Below are 23021 nucleotides of genomic sequence, written 5' to 3' on the forward strand. Positions count from 1 at the left end.
TGGATTCGAAGCAATCGATAACTGAATAAATAAAAAAAGAGGCTGCACCTTCTGTAATAGAAGGTGCAGCCTCTTAGTTTGCTCAGCTATTGATTGAATTTGTTTGATTGTCGTCTTTTGCAGAATCAAAATTCCCTTGGCCAACCCTTTGGCGGATTTCATCTTCAGTTAATTTTCTGCCGATGGGCCCTGTCGGAATATCAGTGGAACTGTCTTCTCTTTCCGCACGTTCCACACGTGCAAACCCTGCATTCGTTTCACGGCCGATCCGCTCCCTTTCAGCCCTGCTTGTATAAGTCTCTTCCGGTTTTTTTTCATCTGCCATAGAAATTCCTCCTTTTAATGATTTGCCAATCAGATTACATTGGTAATTTCCATCGAATAGAAATGTGGATCTATACATAATTAACATATCACTATTTTTCTGATTATTCAAAACAGAAAAAACTTGAGAGTGGCTTTATGGACGAATTGGCCCTTCCACAACGATTTTCCCGATTGTCCGCCCGGTCAGTAAGTTTTCGTAAGCTTCCTTTAAAGTCTCCGGTGAGAGAGGTGACAAATGCTTAGTCATGGTCGAGCGGACTTTCCCTTCTTCCACCCAGTCTGCCAATTGCGTCAAAATATGATGCTGCGCAATCAAATCCTCTGTTTGGAAGACTGAACGTGTATACATAAGTTCATAAGCGAACGTTACAGATTTTGAGAACAACGCGAGATGAAGCGGCTTAAAAGCTGGCAGAATCGAACAGATCTTGCCTTGTGGAAAGATGATTTCCGCCATGCTTTCCATGTGATCATCCACGTTTGTCAAACAAAAAATATAATGGGCTCCTTGAATTCCTAATGCTTCCAATTGCGTTTTGAAATCTTCGTGATGATTAATGATATGATCGGCTCCATGGTCAAGTGCCCATTCCCTGGATTCAGTACGAGAGGCTGTGCCCACTACCTTAAGTCCAGCAAGCTTGGCAATTTGAGTCGCAATGGATCCTACTCCTCCAGCTGCTCCAATGATGAGAATCACTTTGTCTTTGTTATCAGCAGCTTCTTTCGAAACACCAAGCCGATCAAAAAGTGCTTCACAGGCTGTGACGCTCGTCAAAGGCAAGGCTGCTGCTTCCGGAAAGCCGATGCTTTTTGGCTTCCTCCCGACAATCCGCTCATCGACGAGATGGACATCACTGAGGCTTCCCGGAACGTTGCTCGTTCCCGCATAGAAAACCTCATCTCCAACTTCGAATAAACTGCAGTCCTCTCCGACTTCCAAAACGACTCCAGCTGCGTCACGTCCGACAATCGTGAATGACTGATCGTCTTCACTCTTACCATCACGGGTCCGTAAATCCGTCGGGTTCACCGATATTGCCCGTATTTCCACTAAGAGGTTTTTGCCTGATGCTTTTGGACGCTCGATCTCAACCTTTTCAAAATCAGGCGCTTCTGTTTTCAAGCCGGGTTTATAAAATCCTAAGGCCGCCATCTTCTCTTGGTTCAATTCACTTCGCCTCTTTCAAGTTAATTAATGGTAATAATTGAATCTTTACTTATTGTAACCGTGGAACTACATCATCACAAAACCTCTGCTTTTCCTTTTTATTAAAAAATGAGATAACTTTATAACCATAAAACCCTAGCTAAGGCGGTTATGAGCTGAATGTCCTTGTTACAAATATTAAATATTCTAAATATATGGAAAATTAAGTTGTTTTTTATTTTATTTTTGTTATTATGGATAAATAGGTTCAGCATTTATATTCAGAGGGAATATTTATTCCTATCCTAATAGGATATTATGCTCACTTTTCAGGGTGACCTGAGAATTTTTATATATTACATGCACCATCCATCAAAGGAGGACGAAAAATGATCAAGAAAATTTTTACCACGACAGCTGTGCTTGCTTTAACATTATCGACAGTTTCCTTGGCTCCGCTGGCAGCAACCAGCTTGGAAGAACCGTCTAATGTTAAGCCGGCCAACTATGCTAAAGATGTCAATTTAAATCCTATATTGGAAGCAGTCGTCAAAGACTCCACTGGAGCAGGAATCAAGACGGTTGATTTTAAAAAAGGATTTACATACGATTTTGCCGGCAGTAATAGTATCTCCGGCTTCGTAAATGATTCTTCCGATAACCCAATCTCTGTACCGATTCAAACGAATACCACTCCATTAACAAAAGAACAGGTAGCTGCTATGGCAATTGACGATGGCAAGACCGCAGTTACGAAAAGCAGCAACGGCTTCCCTTCCCAGCGCTTTGTAGTCGATGTTTCCAAAGATTTAGCAGCAGGCAATGCCATTGAACTTTATTGGGAAGGAAAAACCCTGGCAAGCGGATTGGCCAATTTATCCGCCTGGGACTATAAAGCAGGAAATTGGGTAGCTTTGAGCCAGATGCAAGGAAATGCTAAAGGTGAAGAAATTGTACTCAAAGCAGAAATTGACAAAGAAAGATTCGTCAAAGATGGGAAAGTTCAAGCTATGGTCCATGATTCAGGGACCTTGACAGATTCCAAAGATCAGGACTTCTCAATGGTCTGGTTTACGGATACGCAATACTACGCACAGGATTACCCGGAAGTCTGGACGTCTATGACTGATTGGATGATCGATGAATTCAAAAAAGGCAGTTATGAATATGCGATGCATACAGGTGACCTTGTCAACGAAGTACTTGATGAGTCACAATGGAAAGTTGCAGAGAAGAATCTGGACCGCATGGATGAAGCCAATATCCCATACGGCGTCCTTGCAGGGAACCACGATGTTGTCATCGACAAGCTCAACAAAACCTATGACTATAGCATTTTCAAAAGATATGCAGGAGTCGACCGCTTTGAAGACAAGCCTTGGTTCGGAGAAGCGATGAATGATGAAAATCAAAACCATTACGACCTATTTTCATTCGGCGACCACGATTTCATATTCCTTTACCTTGGATTCGGGAGAGACGGATCAGCTGAAACCGTAGCATGGGCAAACAAAGTTCTGAAACAGCATTCAGACCGCAACGCAATTGTCGGGATGCATGAAAACATCAACTCATTGGCACAATACGTGACAGCTGAAGCACGAGTTGTTAATAGAGAAATCGTTGAGCCTAACGAAAACGTCAAGATGGTACTCAGCGGGCACCATCACGGCGCGAACTATCGTGTGAAGCAAGTCACCAATGAAGATGGTTCAGAACGTGAAGTACTGGAAGTATTGGCAAATCATCAAGGCAATACCCCTAAAGACCGCGGACAAGGGTATCTGAAGATGCTGACATTCGATCCAACAGATGAAACATTGGACTTTGTTTCGTATTCTCCATTCCTTAAAGACTATGACTTTGATCAATTCGAACAGGCTAAAGAAAGCTTTACAGCAAACTTTGATTTAGCGGATGTACAAGCGAAAGTAAACCCTAGACAGATCGAAACGGATTATATGGCTGTCAATATCTTTACCGACCAATTGATCGGCCAGGACAAGGATCTTAAGTCAGGAGAAACCGCTTCGGTCGAATGGAAAGGCCTCAGCAAAAATACTAAATATCACTGGTACATGAATATGACCAATAATGCGGACGAAAGTGAAAAATCTCCCGTCTATCAATTTACTACTGGATCGACAGAACCTGCACCAACACCGGATCCAGACCCAACACCTAGTCCAGATCCAACACCTGACCCGAATCCGACACCTAGTCCAGATCCGAAGCCTGAACCATCACCAACACCGGATCCAGACCCGTCACCTAATCCAGATCCAATCGTATTTACAGATGTTTCAGATCGATACTTCACATCAGTGAACTACCTTCTATCAAGAGGGATTACAAAAGGGTTGACACCGACAAAATTCGGAACGGATCAGACCATTAAACGGGTCGATGCAGCTGTCATGCTGGCTAAAGCATTAGAGCTCGATACTGAAAACGTGAAGAGCGCAGGGTTCACAGATGTTCCCGAAAGAGCCGTGAAATACGTAAACGCCCTTAAGGCAGCTTCTATCATTAATGGTAAAACCACTACAAAATTCGGATCCGAAGCAGAGATTACACGAGGCGAAGTGGCAATCATGTTGGCCAATGCCTACGATTTACAAGCGACTCACCACGATGTACCTTTTACTGATGTATCCGAAAGATACGAAGAATCGGTCGCAGCTCTCTTGGAATATGGCATAACCAAAGGGAAAACAGATACACAATTTGGAACAAGTGGTTCTTTAAAACGTGGGGAATTCGCAATTTTCCTCTATAAGTCCAACCACTTGGAGTAAAGGGCTGAAAGAATAGCAGTCGAATCTTTCAAGTCTTTAAACAGGATAGCCCCTGGCACACATGCTCTTACTTACAGGAGCAGTGAGTTAGGGGCTATTTTTTTATTTCAGATAAAATTTTCTTTGATTTTTGGTATAGTATAGTTTTATCAAGTTAAAACCATACAGCAGGAATTTCTATATTAATCCATTAAGGGGGAATCTGTGATGATCACCCGCCGTACGGTCATTTCTCTCGGTATATCGCAATTGGTTTGCTGGGGGATTTCCTATTATCTGATAGCAGCTTTCGGTGCGCGGATTGCCGAAGACCTCGGCTGGACTGACGCCATTGTCTACGGTGGATTTTCAGCTTCATTGGTGATCATGGCAATCACATCTCCGCTGACCGGCCGATTAATCGATCGCTATGGCGGGAGCATTGTCATGTCCATCGGTTCTATCTTGCTTGCCTTAGGCTGTGCAGGAATCGCTTCATCCCATTCTATTGCCGCCTATTATTTCTCCTGGATGGTGCTGGGGTTCGCCATGCGTTTGAGTTTATATGACGCGGCATTTGCCGCCTTGGCACGCATTGGCGGCGTTCATGCAAAACGCCCTATTTCACAGATTACTCTTTTAGGCGGTTTAGCTTCCACCATTTTTTGGCCGATCGGATTCTTTTTGATTGAAACGTTCGGATGGCGGCCAGCTCTTATCATCTATGCCACTCTTGCGCTGTTGACGCTTCCGCTTCACCTCTCGCTTCCCAAAGGACGATTCAACGAAGGAAGCCATACCGCAGATGCAGCTATGCCACCCTTATCTCCTGCTGCCACAACAGCACGGGAAAAATGGATCGCCGGCAGTCTTTATGTGCTGATTTTCACTTTGTTGAATTTCTTGAATTCAGGCATGTCCACCCATATGATCACCATTCTTGCGGGGCTTGGGCTGACCGCCGCCCTTTCGGTTTGGATTTCGACTCTCAGAGGAATCGGACAGTCCCTGGCACGAGTCTGTGAAGTGCTGTTCGGTGCACGCCTGCATCCTGTTTCTTTAACCATTTTGGCATCTGCATTGTTGCCCATCGGCTTTATCACCGGCCTCTTCAGCGGTGAATTTCTTACAGCGGCTTTGCTGTTCGCTTTCCTCTTTGGAGCAGGCAATGGTCTGATGACCATTACCCGGGGAACATTGCCGCTGATTTTGTTCGACCATGTTACATATGGGACATATGTCGGCAAGCTCCTGGTTCCTGGATTCCTGCTGTCGGCGATTGCCCCTATTGCCTATACCTACGTCATCAACCGGTTCGGAGAACAAACCGCCCTTATCGGTTCTGCCGGACTGGCGTTCATTATATTTGCTCTTTCGCTGGTTTTGAAATCAAGATATTACACTGATGCTTCCAAAAAGAAACAGCCAATCCCTTAATGACCGGGATTGGCTGTTTCTCTATTTATCTTTTCAAATCAAAACTGCAGGCAATTAAATTGCTGTCGGGCAGATCAAAACTTATTGCCTTTGTCTCCGTGCCGTTCCAACAATTCAGCGAAAGACAGGTTTTTCTCACGTTCTTTGCGTTCGAATAAACGCTGCGCTTCTTTTTCTTCTTCCTGCTTTTGTTCTTCTTTCAGCAATTCTTTTTTTGTTTCTTTCAATTTCGCCAGAATGTCTTCAGACAGCACACTGCTGGATTCTTCTTTTCTTTTAGCCATGGATTCTCTCTCCTTAAGGACGTTTGATGACAGTCGCAATTCCCTGGCCGCCGCCGATGCATAGGGTTGCAAGACCCGTCTTGGCATTCCGTTTGATCATTTCATGTAATAACGTGACGAAAATACGCGTACCGCTTGCACCGATTGGATGACCGATTGCAATGGCTCCGCCGTTTACATTCAAGATATCGTGATTGAACTTCAGTTCACGGTCAACCGCAATCGATTGAGCCGCAAACGCTTCGTTCGCTTCGATCAATTCGATGTCTTCGAGTGACATCTCTGCTTTCTTCAAGGCATTCTTGACGGCTTGTACGGGACCGATACCCATGACAGCCGGATCCACACCTGCATTGCCGTTTGCCACGACTGTTGCAAGCGGTGTCAGCCCGAGTTCATCTGCTTTCGCTTTGGACATGACAACGACTGCCGCTGCTCCGTCATTAATGCCTGAAGCATTCCCTGCTGTCACACTGCCATCTTTTTTGAAAGCTGGACGCAACTTCCCTAAACGTTCTTCATTCGAATCACTCTTAACATACTCATCTGCTTTAAAGATGACGGGATCTCCTTTGCGCTGTGGAATTTCAACTGGCACAATTTCATCATCGAATCTGCCTGATTCAACGGCTGCTGTGGCACGGGCTTGCGAACGCGCAGCAAACTTATCCTGTTCTTCACGTGAAATATCGTAGCGATCGCATAGATTTTCCGCTGTAACTCCCATATGGTAATCGTTGAATGCACAGGTCAATCCGTCCACCAGCATACTATCGACCACTTTTTGATCTCCCATGCGGAATCCACTCCGGGCATTCTCCATTAAATATGGTGCCCGGCTCATGTTTTCCATTCCGCCTGCAACAACGATGTCTGCATCTCCAGCATAAATCGCCTGATATGCCAATTGGATGGATTTCAGTCCGGACCCACAAACTTTATTGATGGTCATGGCAGGCACAGTTTCCGGAAGTCCTGCATGAATCGATGCCTGACGTGCTGGATTTTGTCCAAGACCTGCTTGAAGCACATTCCCCATGATGACTTCAGAGACTTGTTCCGGTTGGACTCCTGCGCGTTCAATCGCCTCTTTGATGACGATCGCTCCTAATTGGGTTGCGGGCACATCTTTAAGAGACCCCTGAAATGACCCTACAGCTGTTCGGACAGCGCTTACAATAACGATTTCCTGTGACATATACATTTCCCCTTTGTTTGATTGTCTGTAAGTTGCTCTTTTATCCCTTCCCTCGCTACAATAGAAAGCAGGGGGGATACTATGTTCAGTTTACCAAAAAATGCAACGATTATCGAGGTTGGTCCGCGTGATGGCCTGCAAAACGAAGGGAAACTTGTAAAAACCGAAGATAAGCTTCAATTTATAGCTGCTCTGCAGCAAGCCGGAATTCAGGAAATGGAGTTAACGTCCTTTGTGTCGCCAAAATGGGTACCTCAAATGGCAGATGCTAAAGAGATAGTCGCCCAGACAAAAAAAGTCGGACGCCAGTTCGTCCTCACACCAAACGAACGCGGAATCAATGCCGCTCTCGAATCGGGCGCGCAATCGCTTGCCGTCTTTGTCGGGGTATCCAATACTTTCAATAAGAAAAATATCAATAAGACCACAGAGGAAAGCATGGAAGCGTTAAAGCCGCTGATCATCAACCTGAAAAAGCAGGATGTTTTTGTCCGCGCCTGCATTTCAACCGCATTCTACTGCCCGTTTGAAGGGGCAGTTTCGCAAGAAGCAACGTTGGCACTTTGCCGCCAGTTTGTAGAATGGGGAGTTGACGAATTGAGTGTCGCCGATACAATCGGCATGGCAAACCCGAAGGAAAGCTATGAATTATTCGCTAACCTGGTGGAAGCATTTCCAGACGTATTGATGACGGCCCATTTTCATGACACGCGCAGAATGGCATTGGCCAATATTTCTGCAGCGCTGCAGGCCGGTGTTACCCGTTTTGATGCTTCTGCAGGTGGTTTAGGGGGCTGCCCGTTTGCGCCGGGGGCAACCGGCAACGTCGCAACAGAGGATGTCGTCAACATGCTTCACCGCATGGATGTTCAGACAGGAATCGATTTGGATATGCTGTGCCAGGCCATCGAAAAAATCGAACCGCATGTGACGAATCCCGTAACCACCGGGATGTACACGCTATACAAAAACCAGGCATAAGGAGCTTACGCTATGAAGAAAAGATTGATCTGGACTTCAGCGATCATTTCCAGTGTCCTTACAGCTATGGCCACTGTTGCAGGATTTATTGCCAGCAACCGGCTGATGTATGTCAAGAAAAAGGACGAACAGCTGATTCTCGAAAGGGAGACCACCGCAAAACGCTATGACGAAGTATGGTACGCCAATGTTCCAAAAAGCGAGCAATGGATCGAATCTGAAAATGGGTATCCGATCAAAGCCATTTTCCTTGAACCACATGATACCAACCGCTATGTCATCATTTGCCACGGGGTCACTGAAACCAAAGTCAATTCCTTTAAATACGCCCGGATGTTTGAACGGATGGGTTTCAACTCCGTTGTCTATGATCATCGGCGCCACGGCGATTCAGGTGGGAAAACAACCAGTTTCGGCCATTTTGAAAAGATGGACCTGAAAGCGGTGGTCCAGGCTTTAAAACTGCATGTCGGGGCGGATCTGTTTTACGGCATTCACGGTGAATCGATGGGAGCTGCGACCACCCTTTTATACGCAGGTATGGAAGACAAAGCGGATTTCTACATTTCCGATTGTGCCTATTCTGATATTTACGAACAGATTCTTCATGTCATGAAAACGACGACTCCCTTGCGCACTACGTTGGCGTTGCGGCTCGCCAGTCTTTTCATGAAAATGCGGGACGGTTATTCCATCTCTACTGTATCACCGAGAGAAACCGTGCAGAACATTCAAAAGCCTGTTCTTTTTATCCATAGTGTCAATGATGAGTTTGTCCTGCCGAAAATGAGTGAGGAACTTTATGCATTAAAACAAGGCCCAAAAGAATTGAAGTTTTTTGACGAGGGTGCCCATGCCCAGTCTTTCAATCGGAATCCTGATGAATACGAAGAGACCATTGCGGAATTCCTGATGAAGTATGGACTGCTGACACGTAAGCAGCAGGAAACGCACCGAATTTCAGCAGATGCTGTTCCATCACAGATTAAATAAAAGCACTCCGCGGAGTGCTTTTTCTTATGGATTTTTCTTTTTGTTGAGTACCAGCTTCATCCCTGCTTGGCCTTCAGCCCCGATGAACAGCTCTGTAATCGGTCCGCTTTTCACAATTCCGGTAACATGAAGCTCGATCGTATCCAAATTGTAATCAGTCATATCTTTCACCAGCTCTTGTATCTTATCCAATGAAACAGGAAAAGCTTTTTTAAAATTGGCGCTTTCCAGATGAAACTTCCCTTCTTCTTTCTCATCTTCTTCAATGACCGGCAAATAAAACATCAACTCTTCATTTTCAGGCATTTTGAAACCCCCTTTATTTTTTTGACACACGGCAGGCAAGAAACTAAATCTTATTGGCATAATACCCGTTATGAAAGATTTTAACTGTAGAATAAAAACAAAATAAAAAAAGTACTCCGAAGAGTACTTTTTATTTTTTAGCTGGTTTGCCAGGTTTAGTTGAGGCTTTATTCATCTGAGACATCATTTGATTGATTTTCTTCTGAGACGGTTTTTGTCCCATTTGCATCATCATGATTCGCAGCATTTCTTCATTGATTGGTGGGTTATCTTGCAAATATTTCATCATATATCGACGTGCGATAAAGAATCCAAGTGCAACACCTGCGAGTAAAGCCACGATAACGATTACGATCCAGATCCATGTATCCATTCTTGTTACCTCCTTCGTGTTGCGTAAATAAGTAGTGCACCACAATGGATTATACTATAAAAAAAGAATTGTGACCATAAGCAGGAAAATAATAAAGAAAAACTTCCCGCATTATAAGATTCTTCCTTCTTTCACTATTGAATCCAAAGAAAAAATGGGAGCAGCAGATGCCCCCATCTTCCATTTTATTGTTCGTTGATCAAGTTTTTCACTTTGTTTGCTACGTTATCGACTGTGAAACCTAACTCTTCCATAATGCGTTCGCCTGGTGCACTTGCACCGAAACGGTCGATTGCTAAGATATCGCCTTCGTCGCCTGTGTAGCGATCCCAGCCGAATGAAGTACCGACTTCGATAGCCAGACGTTTCTTGACAGTTTTCGGAATAACGGATTGCTTGTATTCCTTGTCCTGTTTTTCGAAACGGTCCCAAGACGGCATCGAAACAACGGATACTTCAATTCCTTCTTCAGCCAATTGTTTTTGTGCAGCTACGGCCAAGCTTACTTCAGAGCCGGTCGCCAGCAAAATCGCCTGAGGATTTTCAACAGGTGAAACTACATAAGCACCCTTTTCGACGCCTGCCTCAGCAAGTTCAGCACTGTTTTCTAAAATCGGCAAGTCCTGGCGTGAAAGCACCAATAAGGTCGGTGTCGTTTTAGCTGTTAATGCCAAACGCCATGCCGCTTTTGTTTCATTGGCATCTGCAGGACGGACTACGCTCAAGTTCGGCATAGCGCGAAGAGAAGCCAAATGTTCAACCGGTTCATGAGTCGGACCATCTTCCCCTACTGCTACACTGTCATGCGTAAAGACGTAAGTGACAGGAAGCCCCATCAATGCAGCCAAACGGATCGCAGGACGGACATAGTCACTGAAGACGAAGAACGTTCCACCGAAGACATGAAGTCCACCGTGAAGAGCCATACCGTTTAACGCAGCACCCATTGCAAATTCACGGACACCGAACCAGATATTCCGGCCTTCAGGATGTTCAGCATCAAAGTCGCCAGCGCCCTTGATGTTTGTTTTGTTTGATCCAGCAAGGTCAGCACTGCCGCCGAAGAATGAAGGAACCGTTTTAGCGATGGCATTGATCATATCTCCAGAAGAAGAACGGGTTGCCTGTTTGTTGCCGAATTCATAAGTTGGGAACTCAGCATCAAAGTTTTCAGGAAGATCTCCACGGATTGCCATCTGCAACTGTTCTGCTAATTCCGGATGCGCAGATTCATATTGCGAATATAATTCGTTCCATTCAGACTCTGCTTTTGCTCCAAGCTCTTCAGTTGCCTGTTCAAAAGTTTCATAAACTTCTTCCGGCACGTGGAAATCCTGATCGAATGTCCATTCGTAATATTCTTTCACCAATTTCATTTCGTCTTCGCCGAGCGGCGCGCCATGTGCATCCGCTTTACCGGATTTGTTCGGAGCTCCGTAACCGATAACGGTTTTGACTTCAATCAATGTCGGCTTGTCTGAAGATTCCTTAGCTTGTGCAATTTTTGCGGACAAGTCGTCCAGTACATTGCCATCATCTACGCGCAAGTAATTCCAGCCGTATGATTCAAAACGCTTTTGAACATTTTCAGAGAAACTTTTGCCAAGTGGCCCGTCCAATGAAATGTCGTTGCTATCATACAATACAACCAATTTATTTAATTTTAGATGGCCGGCAAGGGAAATGGCTTCTCCCGCCACGCCTTCCATCAAATCTCCATCACCGCACAAAGCGAACGTGTTGTGATCTACGATGTTCATCTCATCTTTATTATAAGTAGCTGCTAAGTGACGTTCAGCCATCGCCATACCGACTGCCATGCCAATTCCTTGGCCGAGTGGTCCGGTCGTTGCTTCAACGCCTGTAGTGTGGCCGTATTCAGGATGTCCTGGTGTTTTTGAATCCCATTGGCGGAAATTTTTGATTTCATCCATTTCCAAACCATAGCCGCTCAAGTGAAGAAGGCTGTATAAAAGCATGGAACCATGTCCTGCCGATAACACAAAACGGTCACGGTTAAACCAGTCCGGGTTTTTCGGGTTATGGTTCATGTGTTTAGTCCACAATGTATACGCCATTGGAGCTGCGCCCATTGGCAATCCTGGATGGCCAGAATTTGCTTTTTCGATTGCATCGATGGAAAGTGTACGAATTGTTGTCACTGCAAGTTGATCTGCGTGGGTTGACATAGTAACATCCTCTCTCAAACAAAAAATTTAATCCCTTTCTAGTTTAGTCAACAATAGTAAAGAATACAATAAAAAAGAGAATAAGTATTTAATTCAAATACTTATTCTCTCGAATATTTTTGACCTTTTCAGGAGTTACATCATTTCCTTCCGGGTCTATCACTTTTACATTTTCGATTGTGCCACGCATTGTCTTACGGAAAGTCTGCAGATATTCCTCACGTAAAGAAGATTGTTCTTTAGCTTCTTCCTTAGACAAGCCTATAGTTTTCGACTGGCGTGATAATTGGTTTATACGATTTAATTTGTCTGGTGATAACATAGACATCCACCTTTCTTCTTTTCATATGGTACAAAAAAAGTCAGGTTTCTGCAATGGTTTAGTCTTTCATCAGCTTTTCATACTCTTTATAACGGCGATGAACTGTCGCTTTGCTCGCCTGGTAACCGAATCCCTGCAACGTAACAGCGATTTCACTGAAAGTCAGGCCATTGGTCTTCAAGCTTACAATCTGATCAATAGGGAGATCGAGACGTTCCCGCCCGTCGGGATTGCCTTTCCCTTTCAGATTCTTCTCTGGTTTATAACCGTTTTCTACAGCGCGTTTCATGCCACGCTTGATTTTGGCATTATGTATTTTGCGCTGATACTCCTCCACAATCGCTAGAATTTCAAGTACCATGTCGTCCATATCGTTTAATGAAATCGGACCCCGATCTGATAGCGTATAAACATCTACTCCGTACTTTTTCATCACATGCAATAGCGCGATGCGTGCATGGCCCCGGCCTAGGCGTGTTTCATCCTGTATGAACACAGCATCGACTTTATCCGTCTTGATGCTGTTGAGCATTTCCAACAGACCATCGCGATCCATCTCGTAGCCGCTGTGCTGATCGGTAAAAACACCATCTACTTTATAGGATTGTTCATACGCAAACTTCATCAGTTCTTCTTCCTGTCTCTCTAAGGAAGATTCCTGTGTATCTTTGGTCGTGCTGACACGGCAATAAATTAATGCGTTTTTCTTCATTCAGCATCACCTGCAAATTTACTGGTCTCATCAGGAGCAAATCTTAAATGATCACTGGGAATCTTGAGTAATTGCCCGGCGATGATTTTAGAAGTTGAAAGGTTATTCTCTTTCATAATCTCTTCTATCCATTCATGATGGGGGGTTGTGCCACTGAACGATTCAGCTAATGTCCAGAGTGTGTCGCCTTCTTCTATTTCAACTTGGCTCATTTGTGCACTGTTTGTATTATGGGACAGGATCGCATAAAAAGTAAACACCATAATTAAAGCAAAAAACAAGATTAAGTAAGAATTTTGTCGGATGATCGTCAAATAAATCGCCTCCTGGGAATGAGTGTTCGGAATGTATGTTCTCATATTAATGCGAACAGGTGTTTTTGTCAAGAATAATATTCGAACCTATGTTTGCATTTCACTGCCCGAGTTGGTATACTATTGGTAGAAATCAAGTAGTATTACTCAAATGAGGTGAAACTGTTGAAAAAAGTATCCAAACGCCAAGAAGACATATTGTCGTTTATAAAAGAAGAAGTCCGCTTAAAAGGCTATCCGCCATCCGTGCGTGAAATCGGGGAGGCAGTCGGTCTGGCATCCAGTTCGACCGTACATGGCCATCTGGCTCGCCTTGAAAGCAAAGGCCTGATCCGTCGCGACCCAACAAAACCCAGAGCAATTGAAGTTATCAGCACTGATGAAGCGCTTATTGATAAAAGTCCTGTATTACATGTACCGTTAATCGGTAAGGTAACTGCCGGTATCCCGATTACGGCAATTGAAAATGTAGAAGAATACTTCCCTCTTCCCCAAAGCTATGGCACAGAAGATGATCACATCTTCATGCTGGAAATCATGGGTGAAAGTATGATTGAAGCCGGAATTTTAAATGGTGATTATGTCATTGTGAAGCAGCAGCAAACTGCTAATAACGGAGATATTGTTGTCGCGATGACTGCAGAAGACGAAGCAACAGTCAAACGTTTCTTCCGCGAAGATAGTTACTTCCGCCTTCAGCCGGAGAATTCATCGATGGATCCAATCATTGTGGATCAAGTTTCGATTCTCGGTAAAGTCGTTGGAGTTTATCGCCAAATCCATTAAACAAAAAACCACCGGGAAAATTCCCCGGTGGTTTTTTGTATTTTTATTATGTAGACTTGACTTCCGATTTACCGTTTCATGCAGCTGAACGCTAAAACTACAGGAATTCTTTTTCTCCTGATGTACTCCTGTTCCTCTTCGAAATATTGAGGTTTCGGCTTCCCTTCCTGCAGACCAGTAACTGTAAATCCTGCTTTTGTCAGTGCCGAGAAATAACTTTCGATGGTTCGATGATGTTTCACCACTATTTTATCGATCCATGGCTCCTGCCGCACCCCTTCATCGAAATATTCATCTACAATCCAACTGCCTCTTTTATCACCGTTTTTTTTGCTTTCAAAAGAAGAAGTCGTCAACGGATGCTGGACACTGAACACAAATCTCCCGTTGTCTTTTAACGACATATGGATGTTTCGGAATACCTGATCCACTTCAGGCAAGTAATGCATCGCTAAACGGGAAGCGATGATATCATATTCACTTTCCGGAAAGTCGAACCCTTCCATCGTGGACTTCGTGATCTGTGCATCTAGCCCTGTTAAATTTACCGATGCCAATCTGCACATTTGTTCCGACCCTTCCACCCCATGATAGTGCAGAGCTCCAGACTCCAGCAGCTCTTTTCCGAACAAGGCATCTCCGCACCCCAGATCCAATACCCGCTTATTCTGAAATACTCCCAGCAGTTCATAGATGACCGGCTTTTCAATGCTGTTGTTAGGACTTTCAAGCCGATTTCTTCTTTGCAGGAAACTTTCTAAAAAATCCTTTTCTTCGTATGCACTGGAACCTTCGTATTTCATCGTATCCCTCCATAATTCGATTTACAGTTACTTTTCAGCTCAAAAAAAGATGCTGCATAAGCAGCACCTACCGCGCGGCTTATAGAAAAGAAATCTTCTACAATTCGCTGACTTTTATATATTTAACCAAATTGATGGTGATGCGATAAATATTACCCGTTTCCGGATCGGAAATTTCATAAGTACCATTGGAAGGGATTTTGCTTAATGCCGACTCTTTATCTACTGCCTGGACGTTATGAATAAATGTATTTCCCTCATCAAAATTAAATTCTACTTGAAACGACTTCATAGCAATGGCCTCCTTCTATCTATTTACTTTGTCTTCGTGAAACAGTCTATCATACATGTAATATTATTGCTGTTTGTATAATTCCTTATAAACAATGACTTTAAGAGCAAGCAGTTCTTCTTCATTTAAATCTTCTTCAAGTTTTTGGATCACTTCGTCAGCAGACATCGAGCCATCTTCAACACCAGACTTCATTTTAGCCAAGTCTGTTATCCCTACCTTTTTAATGACTGTTCCTGCGGCATCTCCAGTTGTCTGAAACGGTAAAGTCTCACTTTTTTGTTCAGCAACTTGTGCCTCTTCTATGTACTCAAGCATTTGAGGGTCATTTTCTACATACTCCACTATTTTTTCCATCTGGCCGCTATTCCGCAGTTCTTCAGTCGCTTCAGCAACCAGGCGATCCGCCGAAAAATCCGGACCTATAACATAGATGCCGATCCCAGCAAATGAAAAAAATATTAAAAAGATAATGATTGTCATTAGAAAGCGCATAGCCGAATTCTCCTTCGCTTTTAGATTATTATAACAGTAGACGGACAAAAGTGTATAAAGTTACCATAAAAAAAAGAAAACCTCGGGTTTAATTCTTTTCAGAACTAAACCCAAGGCTCTTTTCTTTCAATTAAGCATATTCCTTACAAAATCATCGTTTCTGCTGCTCAGCAATCCACCAGTCTATGTGCTCCAAGTTAAAGATCACAATATCCTGATATGCTTTGCGATGCGGAATCTTTCTTTTCGACATTAAATCTGTAATCTGCTCTGCAGCCAGTGGATAATTTACTGATTCCAAATAGTCTACTAAATTTGAAAGTCCTTGAATTTTCCTCAATTTAATCCCCTCCCACAAAATCTTCCTTCAGTTCATCCGAAGGAAAATTCAGTATGAGTTATTAAAATTTTTGGCTGCAATTAATTATAACCTTAAAATTCAGCCTGTAAACCATTTTTTGATTTCATTATTGTTCTGTTAGGTTGATTTTTATCATTCCTTTTTTCCATTACGTTGCTGTAGACCTATTATTTTTCAGCTGGTTATTCTGGTCAATCACTAAATTAGGGCAGCCTTATTGTAAGAATTCGTTTTTCCAAAACAAAAGCACCTCCGAAGAGATGCTCAAAATCCTTATTATTTCTTTTGTAAGGCCAATACTGCATATCCTTTATCTTCATTAAAGTTCCAGTCGACATAAATATCATCTATCGGCCGTTTCAATATCTTCTCTAATGTAGATTGTTTAAAAAGTTTATATTCCAATGGCCGTTTTGCAAGTTTCAGCGTTTCTGAAAACCCCAGATTAATAAGTTCCTTCTCAAGAAGAGTGAATATCTCTATTCGCCTTATTAACAGTGTTCTTTCCCCCAACCAGAAGAGCTCAGTGGAACCGGGCTCTTTTTGTCCGATTTCACTTATTTTGATGATTTCATCAAGAAGTTTTTTCTCATCCACTTCGCTTGGCCATGGCTTCTTCTCTATGTCCCCCTCTTTAAGGATCGCTAGAATCATACCGGATTTTTGATTTAAATTCCAATCGGCATAAAGTTCTTTAATATCTAGATTTGCTTCTTTCCAAAAGTTTATTTTAAATTCTTGCTCAATTTCTTCCATTAATAAATCTCTCAGTTCGAGAACCTTGGTGCCTTCATTTTTACTGAGAAGAATTTTTTCCATTGGTGATAAAAACTCTCTTATTTGTATACAAATAAAGGGGTGAACGATATTGACATAAACCGACTTTGGACCCTTGCCGAAATGAGAACGCAAAATCGTTGACGAAAACCTGCTGATAATAGCTTCAATCGTCTTTTCCTGCTCTTTTACCATTTTAATACCCCTCTGAATGGAAGATAGAATTCTTTCCATTCTATCAACCATACAGGAGTTTCGCAGTGACTACTATTAATCGCGCTTACTACGCTAATACTAGTGCTAATCTCTTGATACGTAGTGTCAGAAGCTTGTGTACTATACCATAGTATTCAGTAATCCACTAAACCCGTCTGCTGATCAGGAATCAGCTCTTTGCCTTTTCTCATAAGCCCGTTCCTTCTTATTGTAGCGGATGTAGCCACTTCCAAAAGCGATAAGTGAGGTGATCCAGAGTGAAATAACAGCTGCATTTAAAATCATGAACATGATTTCTCCTCCTCTTTACGTATCAGCAATATAGTCGATTATCAGAATAAAGTACGGGATAACAACTCTTTCCAAGATCCATTGAATTGGATTGTTTACAATTAGTCGCATGAACACACCCATAAGTTTCTCTCTTATTTAAATTTCAGTCTTTTATTCAGCCATCTTCGATTTCGGAAAACTATTCAATCTAGAAATCGGATAATTATGCAAATTTTCCATACATATTTCCCACTTTGATTTTCTAATGAAAACAGAAAAAACCGTTGGAGCTCTTAAGCTCCAACGGTTTCCATCCATTTATATTAATACATTTTCAAGTATTGCTCACGTTCCCAAGGGTGGACGCTTGTGCGGAACATGTCCCACTCAATTTCTTTCGCTTCGACGAAGTTGTTTAAGATATGTTCGCCTAACGCTTTAGTCATGACTTCATCTTTTTGAAGTTCCTGCAAAGCATTGTGAAGAGTGCTTGGAAGATCTTCGATACCAACTGCTTCACGCTCTTTTTGGTTCATCGCATAGATATTGCGATCCACCGCTTTTGGCGGAGTCATTTTCTTGCGGATTCCATCAAGACCAGCCCCTAAAAGAACAGCCATCGCTAAGTATGGGTTCGCTGCCGGATCGACTGAACGCACTTCTACACGTGTAGACAAGCCGCGTGATGCCGGAATACGCACTAACGGACTGCGGTTTTGGCCGGACCAAGCGATGTAACAAGGCGCTTCGTAACCAGGTACTAGACGTTTGTACGAGTTTACAAGCGGGTTGGTTACCGCGGTAAAGCCTTTAGCATGTTCAATGATTCCAGCTATGAATTGGTAAGCTGTCTCACTCAATTTCATGTCGCCGTCTTCATCAAGGAATGTGTTGCGGTCTCCGTCGAACAAGGAAAGGTTCATATGCATTCCTGAACCGCTGACTCCGAATAATGGCTTCGGCATGAATGTTGCGTGAAGTCCGTGTTTACGGGCAATCGTCTTAACGACCAATTTAAAAGTTTGGATTTCATCACATGCTCTAATGGCATCTGCGTATTTAAAGTCGATTTCGTGTTGCCCTGGTGCTACTTCGTGGTGGGAAGCTTCGATTTCAAAGCCCATTTCCTCCAGTTCAAGAACGATGTCGCGTCGGCAGTTCTCACCAAGGTCCATTGGTGCCAAGTCAAAATATCCACCGTGGTCATTCAATTCAAGAGACGGTTCGCCTCTTTCATCAAGTTTGAACAGGAAGAATTCAGGTTCTGGCCCAAGATTGAAATGTGTGAATCCAAGCTCTTCCATATCCTTCAATACACGCTTTAAATTCGTACGCGGATCTCCAGGGAATGGCGTGCCGTCCGGGCTGTATATGTCACAGATTAAACGAGCTACTTTTCCTTTACCAGTGATCCAAGGGAATACCACCCATGTATCCAGGTCAGGGAATAAATACATATCAGATTCTTCGATGCGTACAAATCCATCGATAGAAGATCCATCAAACATCATTTTGTTATCGAGTGCTTTGTCCAATTGGGATGTCGGTATTTCAACGTTTTTGATGACCCCAAGAATATCGGTAAATTGCAGACGAATAAAATTAACGTTCTCTTCTTTTACTAATCGTTGAATGTCTTCTTTTGAATACTTGCCCATGTTCTCTTCACTCTCCTATGAATGTAGTATGTAAGCCCATTTCAATTAAAGAAACGGGATAAATCACTTTGTCTGAAGCCGCCTCTTTCTACGGGTCTTGCCTGGTGCTTCAACTCTTCATGCAGCAACTTTCGCAGCTCCGCATCGCTTAAGTTTTTCGGCTCCAGCTTTTCGTTTGCAGGCGTTTCTCTCATATCGTATATTTTCTTGATGCCTGCAATATTAAGCCCTTGATCCAGGTAGTCCTTAATTTCAAGCAGGGTATCGACGTCGTTCAATGAAAACATACGCTTATTGCCTTCTGTTCGGGCAGGGCTGATTAAATCATGCTCTTCATAATAACGAATTTGTCTCGCTGTCAATTCCGTCAGCTGCATTACGATGCTGATCGGCAAAAGCGGCATCGTCCGTCTTACCCGGTTCGTCATAAGATTCACCCATTTCAAATAATTACTACTCTTACAGCATATATCATGTTAGATTATTTGTCAAATGAATGTTATGTTTTCTAACATAAAAAATTTCCGTAAAAATGATACGGAAATTAAATTGGATTCATTTCAGTTTTTTTAGAGACTCCACTGAATTCAGCACCGCAATTTTTACGTGCTCGTATGTGAGTCCGCCCTGGACAAAAGCTGTATAAGGAGGCCGGATCGGCCCGTCTGCTGTCAGCTCTATGCTGGAACCTTGGACAAATGTACCTGCTGCCATGATGACATCATCTTCATAGCCTGGCATATAGGCCGCTTCTGGTTTGAATTGGGCATTGACCGGCGAGCTCGCCTGGATGGTTTGGCAAAAGGCAATCATCTGATCAGCCGTTTGGAATGATACGGATTGGATCAAGTCTGTCCGCTTATCGCTCCAATGGGGTGTCGTTTTCATCCCAGCCCGTTCCAATAAGGCTGACGTAAAGATTGCCCCTTTTAAAGCTTGAGAGACGATATGGGGAGCCATGAAGAAGCCCTGGTACATATCTGGCAATGCATTCAATGATGCACCTGCCTCTGCCCCTATACCCGGTGAAGTCATGCGATAACCGCATTTTTCGATTAAATCTTTTCTGCCAGCGATATAGCCTCCAATTTTCGCCAGGCCGCCACCCGGATTTTTGATAAGGGAACCGGCAATCAAATCCGCCCCAACTTCAATTGGCTCTTGCTGTTCCACAAACTCACCATAACAATTATCGACAAAAATGATGGCTTCAGGTTTGAGGCGGCGAATATTTAAAACCATTTCACCGATTTCTTCTATCGTAAAGGAAGGGCGTGTATCATAACCTCTGGAACGCTGAATCGCAATCACTTTCGTCTGGCTGCTGATCGCTTTTTCTGCAGCTGACCAGTCGATGTTATTATCCGTGTCCAGTTCCACGTGCTGGTAGCTGATGCCGAAGTCCTTCAGGGAACCTGTATCCTTTTCACCGCCGGATACGATGGAGTCCAGTGTATCGTAGGGTTTTCCTGTTAGATAAAGCAACTCATCTCCAGGACGCAGCACACCGAACAATGAGATGGTAATGGCGTGGGTTCCCGAGATGATCTGCGGACGGACAAGAGCGGCTTCCGCTTTAAAAACATCCGCATATACCCGTTCAAGCGTATCCCGTCCTTCATCGTCATAGCCATATCCAGTTGATGGTTTGAAATGATGATCGCTGACGCGTTGTCTGTGGAAAGCCTCCAACACTTTTTTCTGATTTACGTAAGCCGTTTCATCGGCCAGCTGCAGCTGGGCCTGAATCGTTTCTTCTATCGTTTTTATCGTTGTAAGCATGTAATTCTCCATTCTCTTCAATTTCTCTTTCTATTATGCGGCATGACTTGAAATAGCGTCAAATTCTGCTACAATTCATAGAGTTGTATGTTAAGGAGGAATAAGGCTTATGGCTTGGGAAGTACTGAGCGCCATCGGTACGATTGCTTTTGCAGTATCCGGTGCAATTATCGCGATGGAAGAAGAATATGATATCTTCGGCGTTTACCTTCTTGGCGTTGTCACCGCCTTTGGTGGAGGCGCCATCCGGAATTTATTGATTGGAGTACCCGTTTCGGCTCTATGGGAACAGGAATTCATGTTACAACTTGCCCTTATCTCGATTACGGTTGTTTTCTTATTTCCCCATAAATTGCTTGGCCACTGGAATCGCTGGGGACATTTTTTTGATGCCATAGGATTATCAGCCTTTGCCGTTCAAGGAGCCATCTATGCGGTTGAACTTGAATTGCCGCTCTTCGCTGTGGTAGTGGCAGCTGTACTAACAGGGTCCGGCGGAGGAATTATCCGTGATTTATTGGCTGGAAGAAAACCTCTTGTTCTGAAATCGGAAATTTATGCTGTATGGGCAGCATTGGCGGGACTGTTCATCAGCTTTAATCTAGCCAATTCCGATTTGATGCTTTATTCTTTGTTTGTCTTGATCACTATCCTGCGAATCCTGTCCTATACCTTCAAATGGCGATTGCCGGCACGCAAAATCCAGATTTCGTAGCTTAAACCTAAGTATCCGGCCAGCTCAAATGTCTGAACTCCCATGAAGAGTTGAAACAATATATGTTATCAATCATAAAAACAGACCGCTTGGCATATGCCGAACGGTCTGTTTTTATGATCTTTTATGCGATTGTTTCGCCATTCCAGGCAGTCATTCCGCCTTCAACATTAATCGTATTGATGTCGTTTGACTCTAAAATACCACAAGCCATTTCGCTGCGGCGGCCTGCACGGCAAACCATATAATATTCCGTTCCTGCATCCAATTCCCCTGTGCGTTCTGCAATTTCACCAAGAGGGATATGTTTGGCTCCAGGAATCATTCCTGCAGCTACTTCGTCGTCCTCACGAACATCAATGATGTTCAATTCTTCTCCAGCTTCTACTCGTTCTTGCAATTCATCTGCTGTAATGGTTTTCATGGATACGCCTCCTGAATTAAAATCCTATTCATCTGAAAATGCTATACTCCAAAAAGCTTGCTGTCAACCTGAAAAGCGTAAGCACCCGTTTAGGCCCGACAGGCATAAGTCGCTCCGGCTGTGCGGCATCCCTTCAGCCGCATTGCCGGAGCGACTTATGACCCCGAGGGGCTGGGTGCTGAAGCTGGACACTGAAAAGCGGAAACGGCCGTTCAGCTCCGACAGGCAAGAGGTGGCTCAAAGGTAGTTTGAGCCACCTCTTTGCGACGAAGCACAAAGTGCTGCAGGAGCAATAAGGTTTAGACGGTCTGGCGAAGCGGCGTTTTGTGCCGCACAGCCAGAGTGGCTTATGATCCGAGGAGTTGGCCGTTGGAGCTGGACAACCAGAAAAGCGGAAGCGCCCGTGTAGCTCTGCCGGGCATAAGACAGATCGGCGAAGCGGCTTATTTTCAGCCGCACAGCTGGGCTGGCTTATGACCCAAAGAGCTGGGCGCTGGAGTCTGGACACCGAGAAAAGCGCAAGCAGCCATGTAGGTCCGACAGGCATAAGGCACTTTGGCTGTGCAGCATCTCTTCAGCTGCATTGCCGGAGGGACTTATTACCCCGAGGGGCTGGCTGCTGGAGCTGGACAACCAGAAAAGCGGAAGCGCCCGTGTAGCTCTGCCGGGCATAAGACAGATTGGCGAAGCGGCTTATTTTCAGCCGCACAGCTGGGCTGGCTTATGACCCAAAGAGCTGGGCGCTGGAGTCTGGACACCGAGAAAACGCAAGCAGCCGTGTAGACTGACAACAAAAGCAACCCTAAAACATAACAAAAAACCGGACTGCAGCTGCAGTCCGGAATCCATTCTACTCTTCGTGCTCAATCGCTACAGCTTTTGCAGGAGAAAATGTTGAAATGGCATGTTTGTAGATTAATTGCTGCTTGCCTTCTGTTTCGACCAGTACTGTAAAATTATCATAAGATTTAATGGTTCCTTTTAATTGGAAGCCGTTGAGTAAAAATACCGTAACATAAATATTATTTTTACGAAGCTGGTTTAGATAGACATCCTGAATATTGATCGGTTTCATG

General features: G+C 43.8%; 27 protein-coding genes. 6 read left to right on the forward strand and 21 right to left on the reverse strand.

What is annotated here, in order from left to right; all coding sequences use genetic code 11:
• Nucleotides 1-82: 82 nt before the first annotated feature.
• Both Q0785_RS08100 and Q0785_RS08105 read right to left on the reverse strand, forming a co-directional pair.
• Nucleotides 83-325 (reverse strand): hypothetical protein, encoded by a 243-nt coding sequence (locus Q0785_RS08100; RefSeq protein WP_298828279.1) that lies wholly within the window; start codon nucleotides 323-325, stop codon nucleotides 83-85.
• Between the two features lie 135 nt (nucleotides 326-460).
• Complete coding sequence (locus tag Q0785_RS08105) at nucleotides 461-1498, reverse strand: zinc-binding alcohol dehydrogenase family protein (RefSeq protein WP_298828281.1); 1038 nt, start codon at nucleotides 1496-1498, stop codon at nucleotides 461-463.
• Between the two features lie 368 nt (nucleotides 1499-1866).
• Here Q0785_RS08105 and Q0785_RS08110 point away from each other — a divergent pair, with 368 nt between their 5' ends.
• The gene (locus Q0785_RS08110) at nucleotides 1867-4275 is read left to right on the forward strand and encodes an S-layer homology domain-containing protein (protein WP_298828284.1); all 2409 of its coding nucleotides are present in this window, start codon (nucleotides 1867-1869) and stop codon (nucleotides 4273-4275) included.
• Nucleotides 4276-4482: 207 nt separating this feature from the next.
• Nucleotides 4483-5691, forward strand: coding sequence for an MFS transporter (locus Q0785_RS08115; protein ID WP_298828287.1), 1209 nt, complete (start codon nucleotides 4483-4485; stop codon nucleotides 5689-5691).
• A 74-nt stretch (nucleotides 5692-5765) separates the two neighbouring features.
• Here Q0785_RS08115 and Q0785_RS08120 read toward each other — a convergent pair whose 3' ends face one another.
• Together Q0785_RS08120 and Q0785_RS08125 are read right to left on the reverse strand one after the other, a co-directional pair.
• Entirely contained in the window at nucleotides 5766-5975 is a 210-nt protein-coding gene (locus tag Q0785_RS08120; protein ID WP_298828290.1) for a DUF3886 domain-containing protein, read from the reverse strand.
• Nucleotides 5976-5988: 13 nt separating this feature from the next.
• A complete protein-coding gene (locus tag Q0785_RS08125) occupies nucleotides 5989-7173 on the reverse strand; it encodes an acetyl-CoA C-acetyltransferase (RefSeq protein WP_298828293.1) in 1185 nt (394 codons plus the stop codon).
• A gap of 81 nt (nucleotides 7174-7254) precedes the next feature.
• On the opposite strand from Q0785_RS08125, the gene Q0785_RS08130 reads away from it, so the two are divergent.
• The gene (locus Q0785_RS08130) at nucleotides 7255-8154 is read left to right on the forward strand and encodes a hydroxymethylglutaryl-CoA lyase (protein ID WP_298828296.1); all 900 of its coding nucleotides are present in this window, start codon (nucleotides 7255-7257) and stop codon (nucleotides 8152-8154) included.
• A gap of 12 nt (nucleotides 8155-8166) precedes the next feature.
• Entirely contained in the window at nucleotides 8167-9147 is a 981-nt protein-coding gene (locus tag Q0785_RS08135) for an alpha/beta hydrolase (RefSeq protein WP_298828299.1), read from the forward strand.
• Between the two features lie 24 nt (nucleotides 9148-9171).
• Here Q0785_RS08135 and Q0785_RS08140 read toward each other — a convergent pair whose 3' ends face one another.
• From Q0785_RS08140 to Q0785_RS08165, 6 genes are all read right to left on the reverse strand, one after another.
• Nucleotides 9172-9453, reverse strand: coding sequence for a hypothetical protein (locus Q0785_RS08140; protein WP_298828302.1), 282 nt, complete (start codon nucleotides 9451-9453; stop codon nucleotides 9172-9174).
• Between the two features lie 130 nt (nucleotides 9454-9583).
• Nucleotides 9584-9826 carry a YneF family protein gene (locus Q0785_RS08145; RefSeq protein WP_058384996.1) on the reverse strand — a complete coding sequence of 81 codons (243 nt, stop codon included), beginning with the start codon at nucleotides 9824-9826 and terminating at the stop codon, nucleotides 9584-9586.
• Nucleotides 9827-10011: 185 nt separating this feature from the next.
• On the reverse strand, nucleotides 10012-12015 hold the full coding sequence (gene tkt, locus Q0785_RS08150) for a transketolase (protein ID WP_298828307.1): 2004 nt from the start codon (nucleotides 12013-12015) through the stop codon (nucleotides 10012-10014).
• 88 nt (nucleotides 12016-12103) lie between these two features.
• On the reverse strand, nucleotides 12104-12337 hold the full coding sequence (locus Q0785_RS08155; RefSeq protein WP_298828309.1) for a DUF896 domain-containing protein: 234 nt from the start codon (nucleotides 12335-12337) through the stop codon (nucleotides 12104-12106).
• Nucleotides 12338-12395: 58 nt separating this feature from the next.
• Nucleotides 12396-13049 (reverse strand): recombinase family protein, encoded by a 654-nt coding sequence (locus Q0785_RS08160; RefSeq protein WP_298828313.1) that lies wholly within the window; start codon nucleotides 13047-13049, stop codon nucleotides 12396-12398.
• Nucleotides 13046-13363 carry a LysM peptidoglycan-binding domain-containing protein gene (locus Q0785_RS08165; RefSeq protein ID WP_298828316.1) on the reverse strand — a complete coding sequence of 106 codons (318 nt, stop codon included), beginning with the start codon at nucleotides 13361-13363 and terminating at the stop codon, nucleotides 13046-13048. The genes Q0785_RS08160 and Q0785_RS08165 overlap by 4 nt, the downstream gene beginning before the upstream one ends.
• A 165-nt stretch (nucleotides 13364-13528) precedes the next feature.
• Here Q0785_RS08165 and lexA point away from each other — a divergent pair, with 165 nt between their 5' ends.
• Nucleotides 13529-14149, forward strand: a complete 621-nt coding sequence (gene lexA / locus Q0785_RS08170) for a transcriptional repressor LexA (RefSeq protein ID WP_298828319.1) — start codon at nucleotides 13529-13531, stop codon at nucleotides 14147-14149.
• A 68-nt stretch (nucleotides 14150-14217) separates the two neighbouring features.
• Here the strand turns inward: lexA and Q0785_RS08175 are convergent, their stop codons facing one another.
• From Q0785_RS08175 to Q0785_RS08215, 9 genes are all read right to left on the reverse strand, one after another.
• Nucleotides 14218-14952: a class I SAM-dependent methyltransferase gene (locus Q0785_RS08175; protein WP_298828321.1), complete on the reverse strand. Its 735-nt coding sequence runs from the start codon at nucleotides 14950-14952 to the stop codon at nucleotides 14218-14220.
• 97 nt (nucleotides 14953-15049) lie between these two features.
• Complete coding sequence (locus Q0785_RS08180) at nucleotides 15050-15244, reverse strand: hypothetical protein (RefSeq protein WP_298828323.1); 195 nt, start codon at nucleotides 15242-15244, stop codon at nucleotides 15050-15052.
• 63 nt (nucleotides 15245-15307) lie between these two features.
• Entirely contained in the window at nucleotides 15308-15727 is a 420-nt protein-coding gene (locus Q0785_RS08185; protein ID WP_298828325.1) for a hypothetical protein, read from the reverse strand.
• Nucleotides 15728-15890: 163 nt separating this feature from the next.
• The gene (locus tag Q0785_RS08190; RefSeq protein ID WP_223633058.1) at nucleotides 15891-16079 is read right to left on the reverse strand and encodes a hypothetical protein; all 189 of its coding nucleotides are present in this window, start codon (nucleotides 16077-16079) and stop codon (nucleotides 15891-15893) included.
• A 297-nt stretch (nucleotides 16080-16376) separates the two neighbouring features.
• Nucleotides 16377-17072, reverse strand: coding sequence for a Na-translocating system protein MpsC family protein (locus Q0785_RS08195; RefSeq protein WP_298828334.1), 696 nt, complete (start codon nucleotides 17070-17072; stop codon nucleotides 16377-16379).
• A 183-nt stretch (nucleotides 17073-17255) separates the two neighbouring features.
• The gene (locus Q0785_RS08200; RefSeq protein WP_298828337.1) at nucleotides 17256-17384 is read right to left on the reverse strand and encodes a hypothetical protein; all 129 of its coding nucleotides are present in this window, start codon (nucleotides 17382-17384) and stop codon (nucleotides 17256-17258) included.
• Between the two features lie 305 nt (nucleotides 17385-17689).
• Nucleotides 17690-19024, reverse strand: coding sequence for a type I glutamate--ammonia ligase (glnA, locus tag Q0785_RS08205; protein ID WP_298828340.1), 1335 nt, complete (start codon nucleotides 19022-19024; stop codon nucleotides 17690-17692).
• A 41-nt stretch (nucleotides 19025-19065) separates the two neighbouring features.
• Nucleotides 19066-19452, reverse strand: a complete 387-nt coding sequence (locus tag Q0785_RS08210; RefSeq protein WP_298828342.1) for a MerR family transcriptional regulator — start codon at nucleotides 19450-19452, stop codon at nucleotides 19066-19068.
• 127 nt (nucleotides 19453-19579) lie between these two features.
• Nucleotides 19580-20806 carry a methionine gamma-lyase family protein gene (locus Q0785_RS08215; protein WP_298828345.1) on the reverse strand — a complete coding sequence of 409 codons (1227 nt, stop codon included), beginning with the start codon at nucleotides 20804-20806 and terminating at the stop codon, nucleotides 19580-19582.
• 109 nt (nucleotides 20807-20915) lie between these two features.
• On the opposite strand from Q0785_RS08215, the gene Q0785_RS08220 reads away from it, so the two are divergent.
• Nucleotides 20916-21521 carry a trimeric intracellular cation channel family protein gene (locus Q0785_RS08220; protein ID WP_223633069.1) on the forward strand — a complete coding sequence of 202 codons (606 nt, stop codon included), beginning with the start codon at nucleotides 20916-20918 and terminating at the stop codon, nucleotides 21519-21521.
• Nucleotides 21522-21645: 124 nt separating this feature from the next.
• Here the strand turns inward: Q0785_RS08220 and Q0785_RS08225 are convergent, their stop codons facing one another.
• Both Q0785_RS08225 and hfq read right to left on the reverse strand, forming a co-directional pair.
• Nucleotides 21646-21945, reverse strand: a complete 300-nt coding sequence (locus tag Q0785_RS08225; protein ID WP_298828348.1) for a rhodanese-like domain-containing protein — start codon at nucleotides 21943-21945, stop codon at nucleotides 21646-21648.
• Between the two features lie 850 nt (nucleotides 21946-22795).
• Nucleotides 22796-23020 (reverse strand): RNA chaperone Hfq, encoded by a 225-nt coding sequence (hfq, locus tag Q0785_RS08230; protein WP_146556690.1) that lies wholly within the window; start codon nucleotides 23018-23020, stop codon nucleotides 22796-22798.
• Nucleotide 23021 lies beyond the last annotated feature (1 nt).

Origin of the sequence: uncultured Planococcus sp. (assembly GCF_947501725.1) — a bacterium.
Lineage (GTDB): Bacteria > Bacillota > Bacilli > Bacillales_A > Planococcaceae > Planococcus > Planococcus donghaensis_C.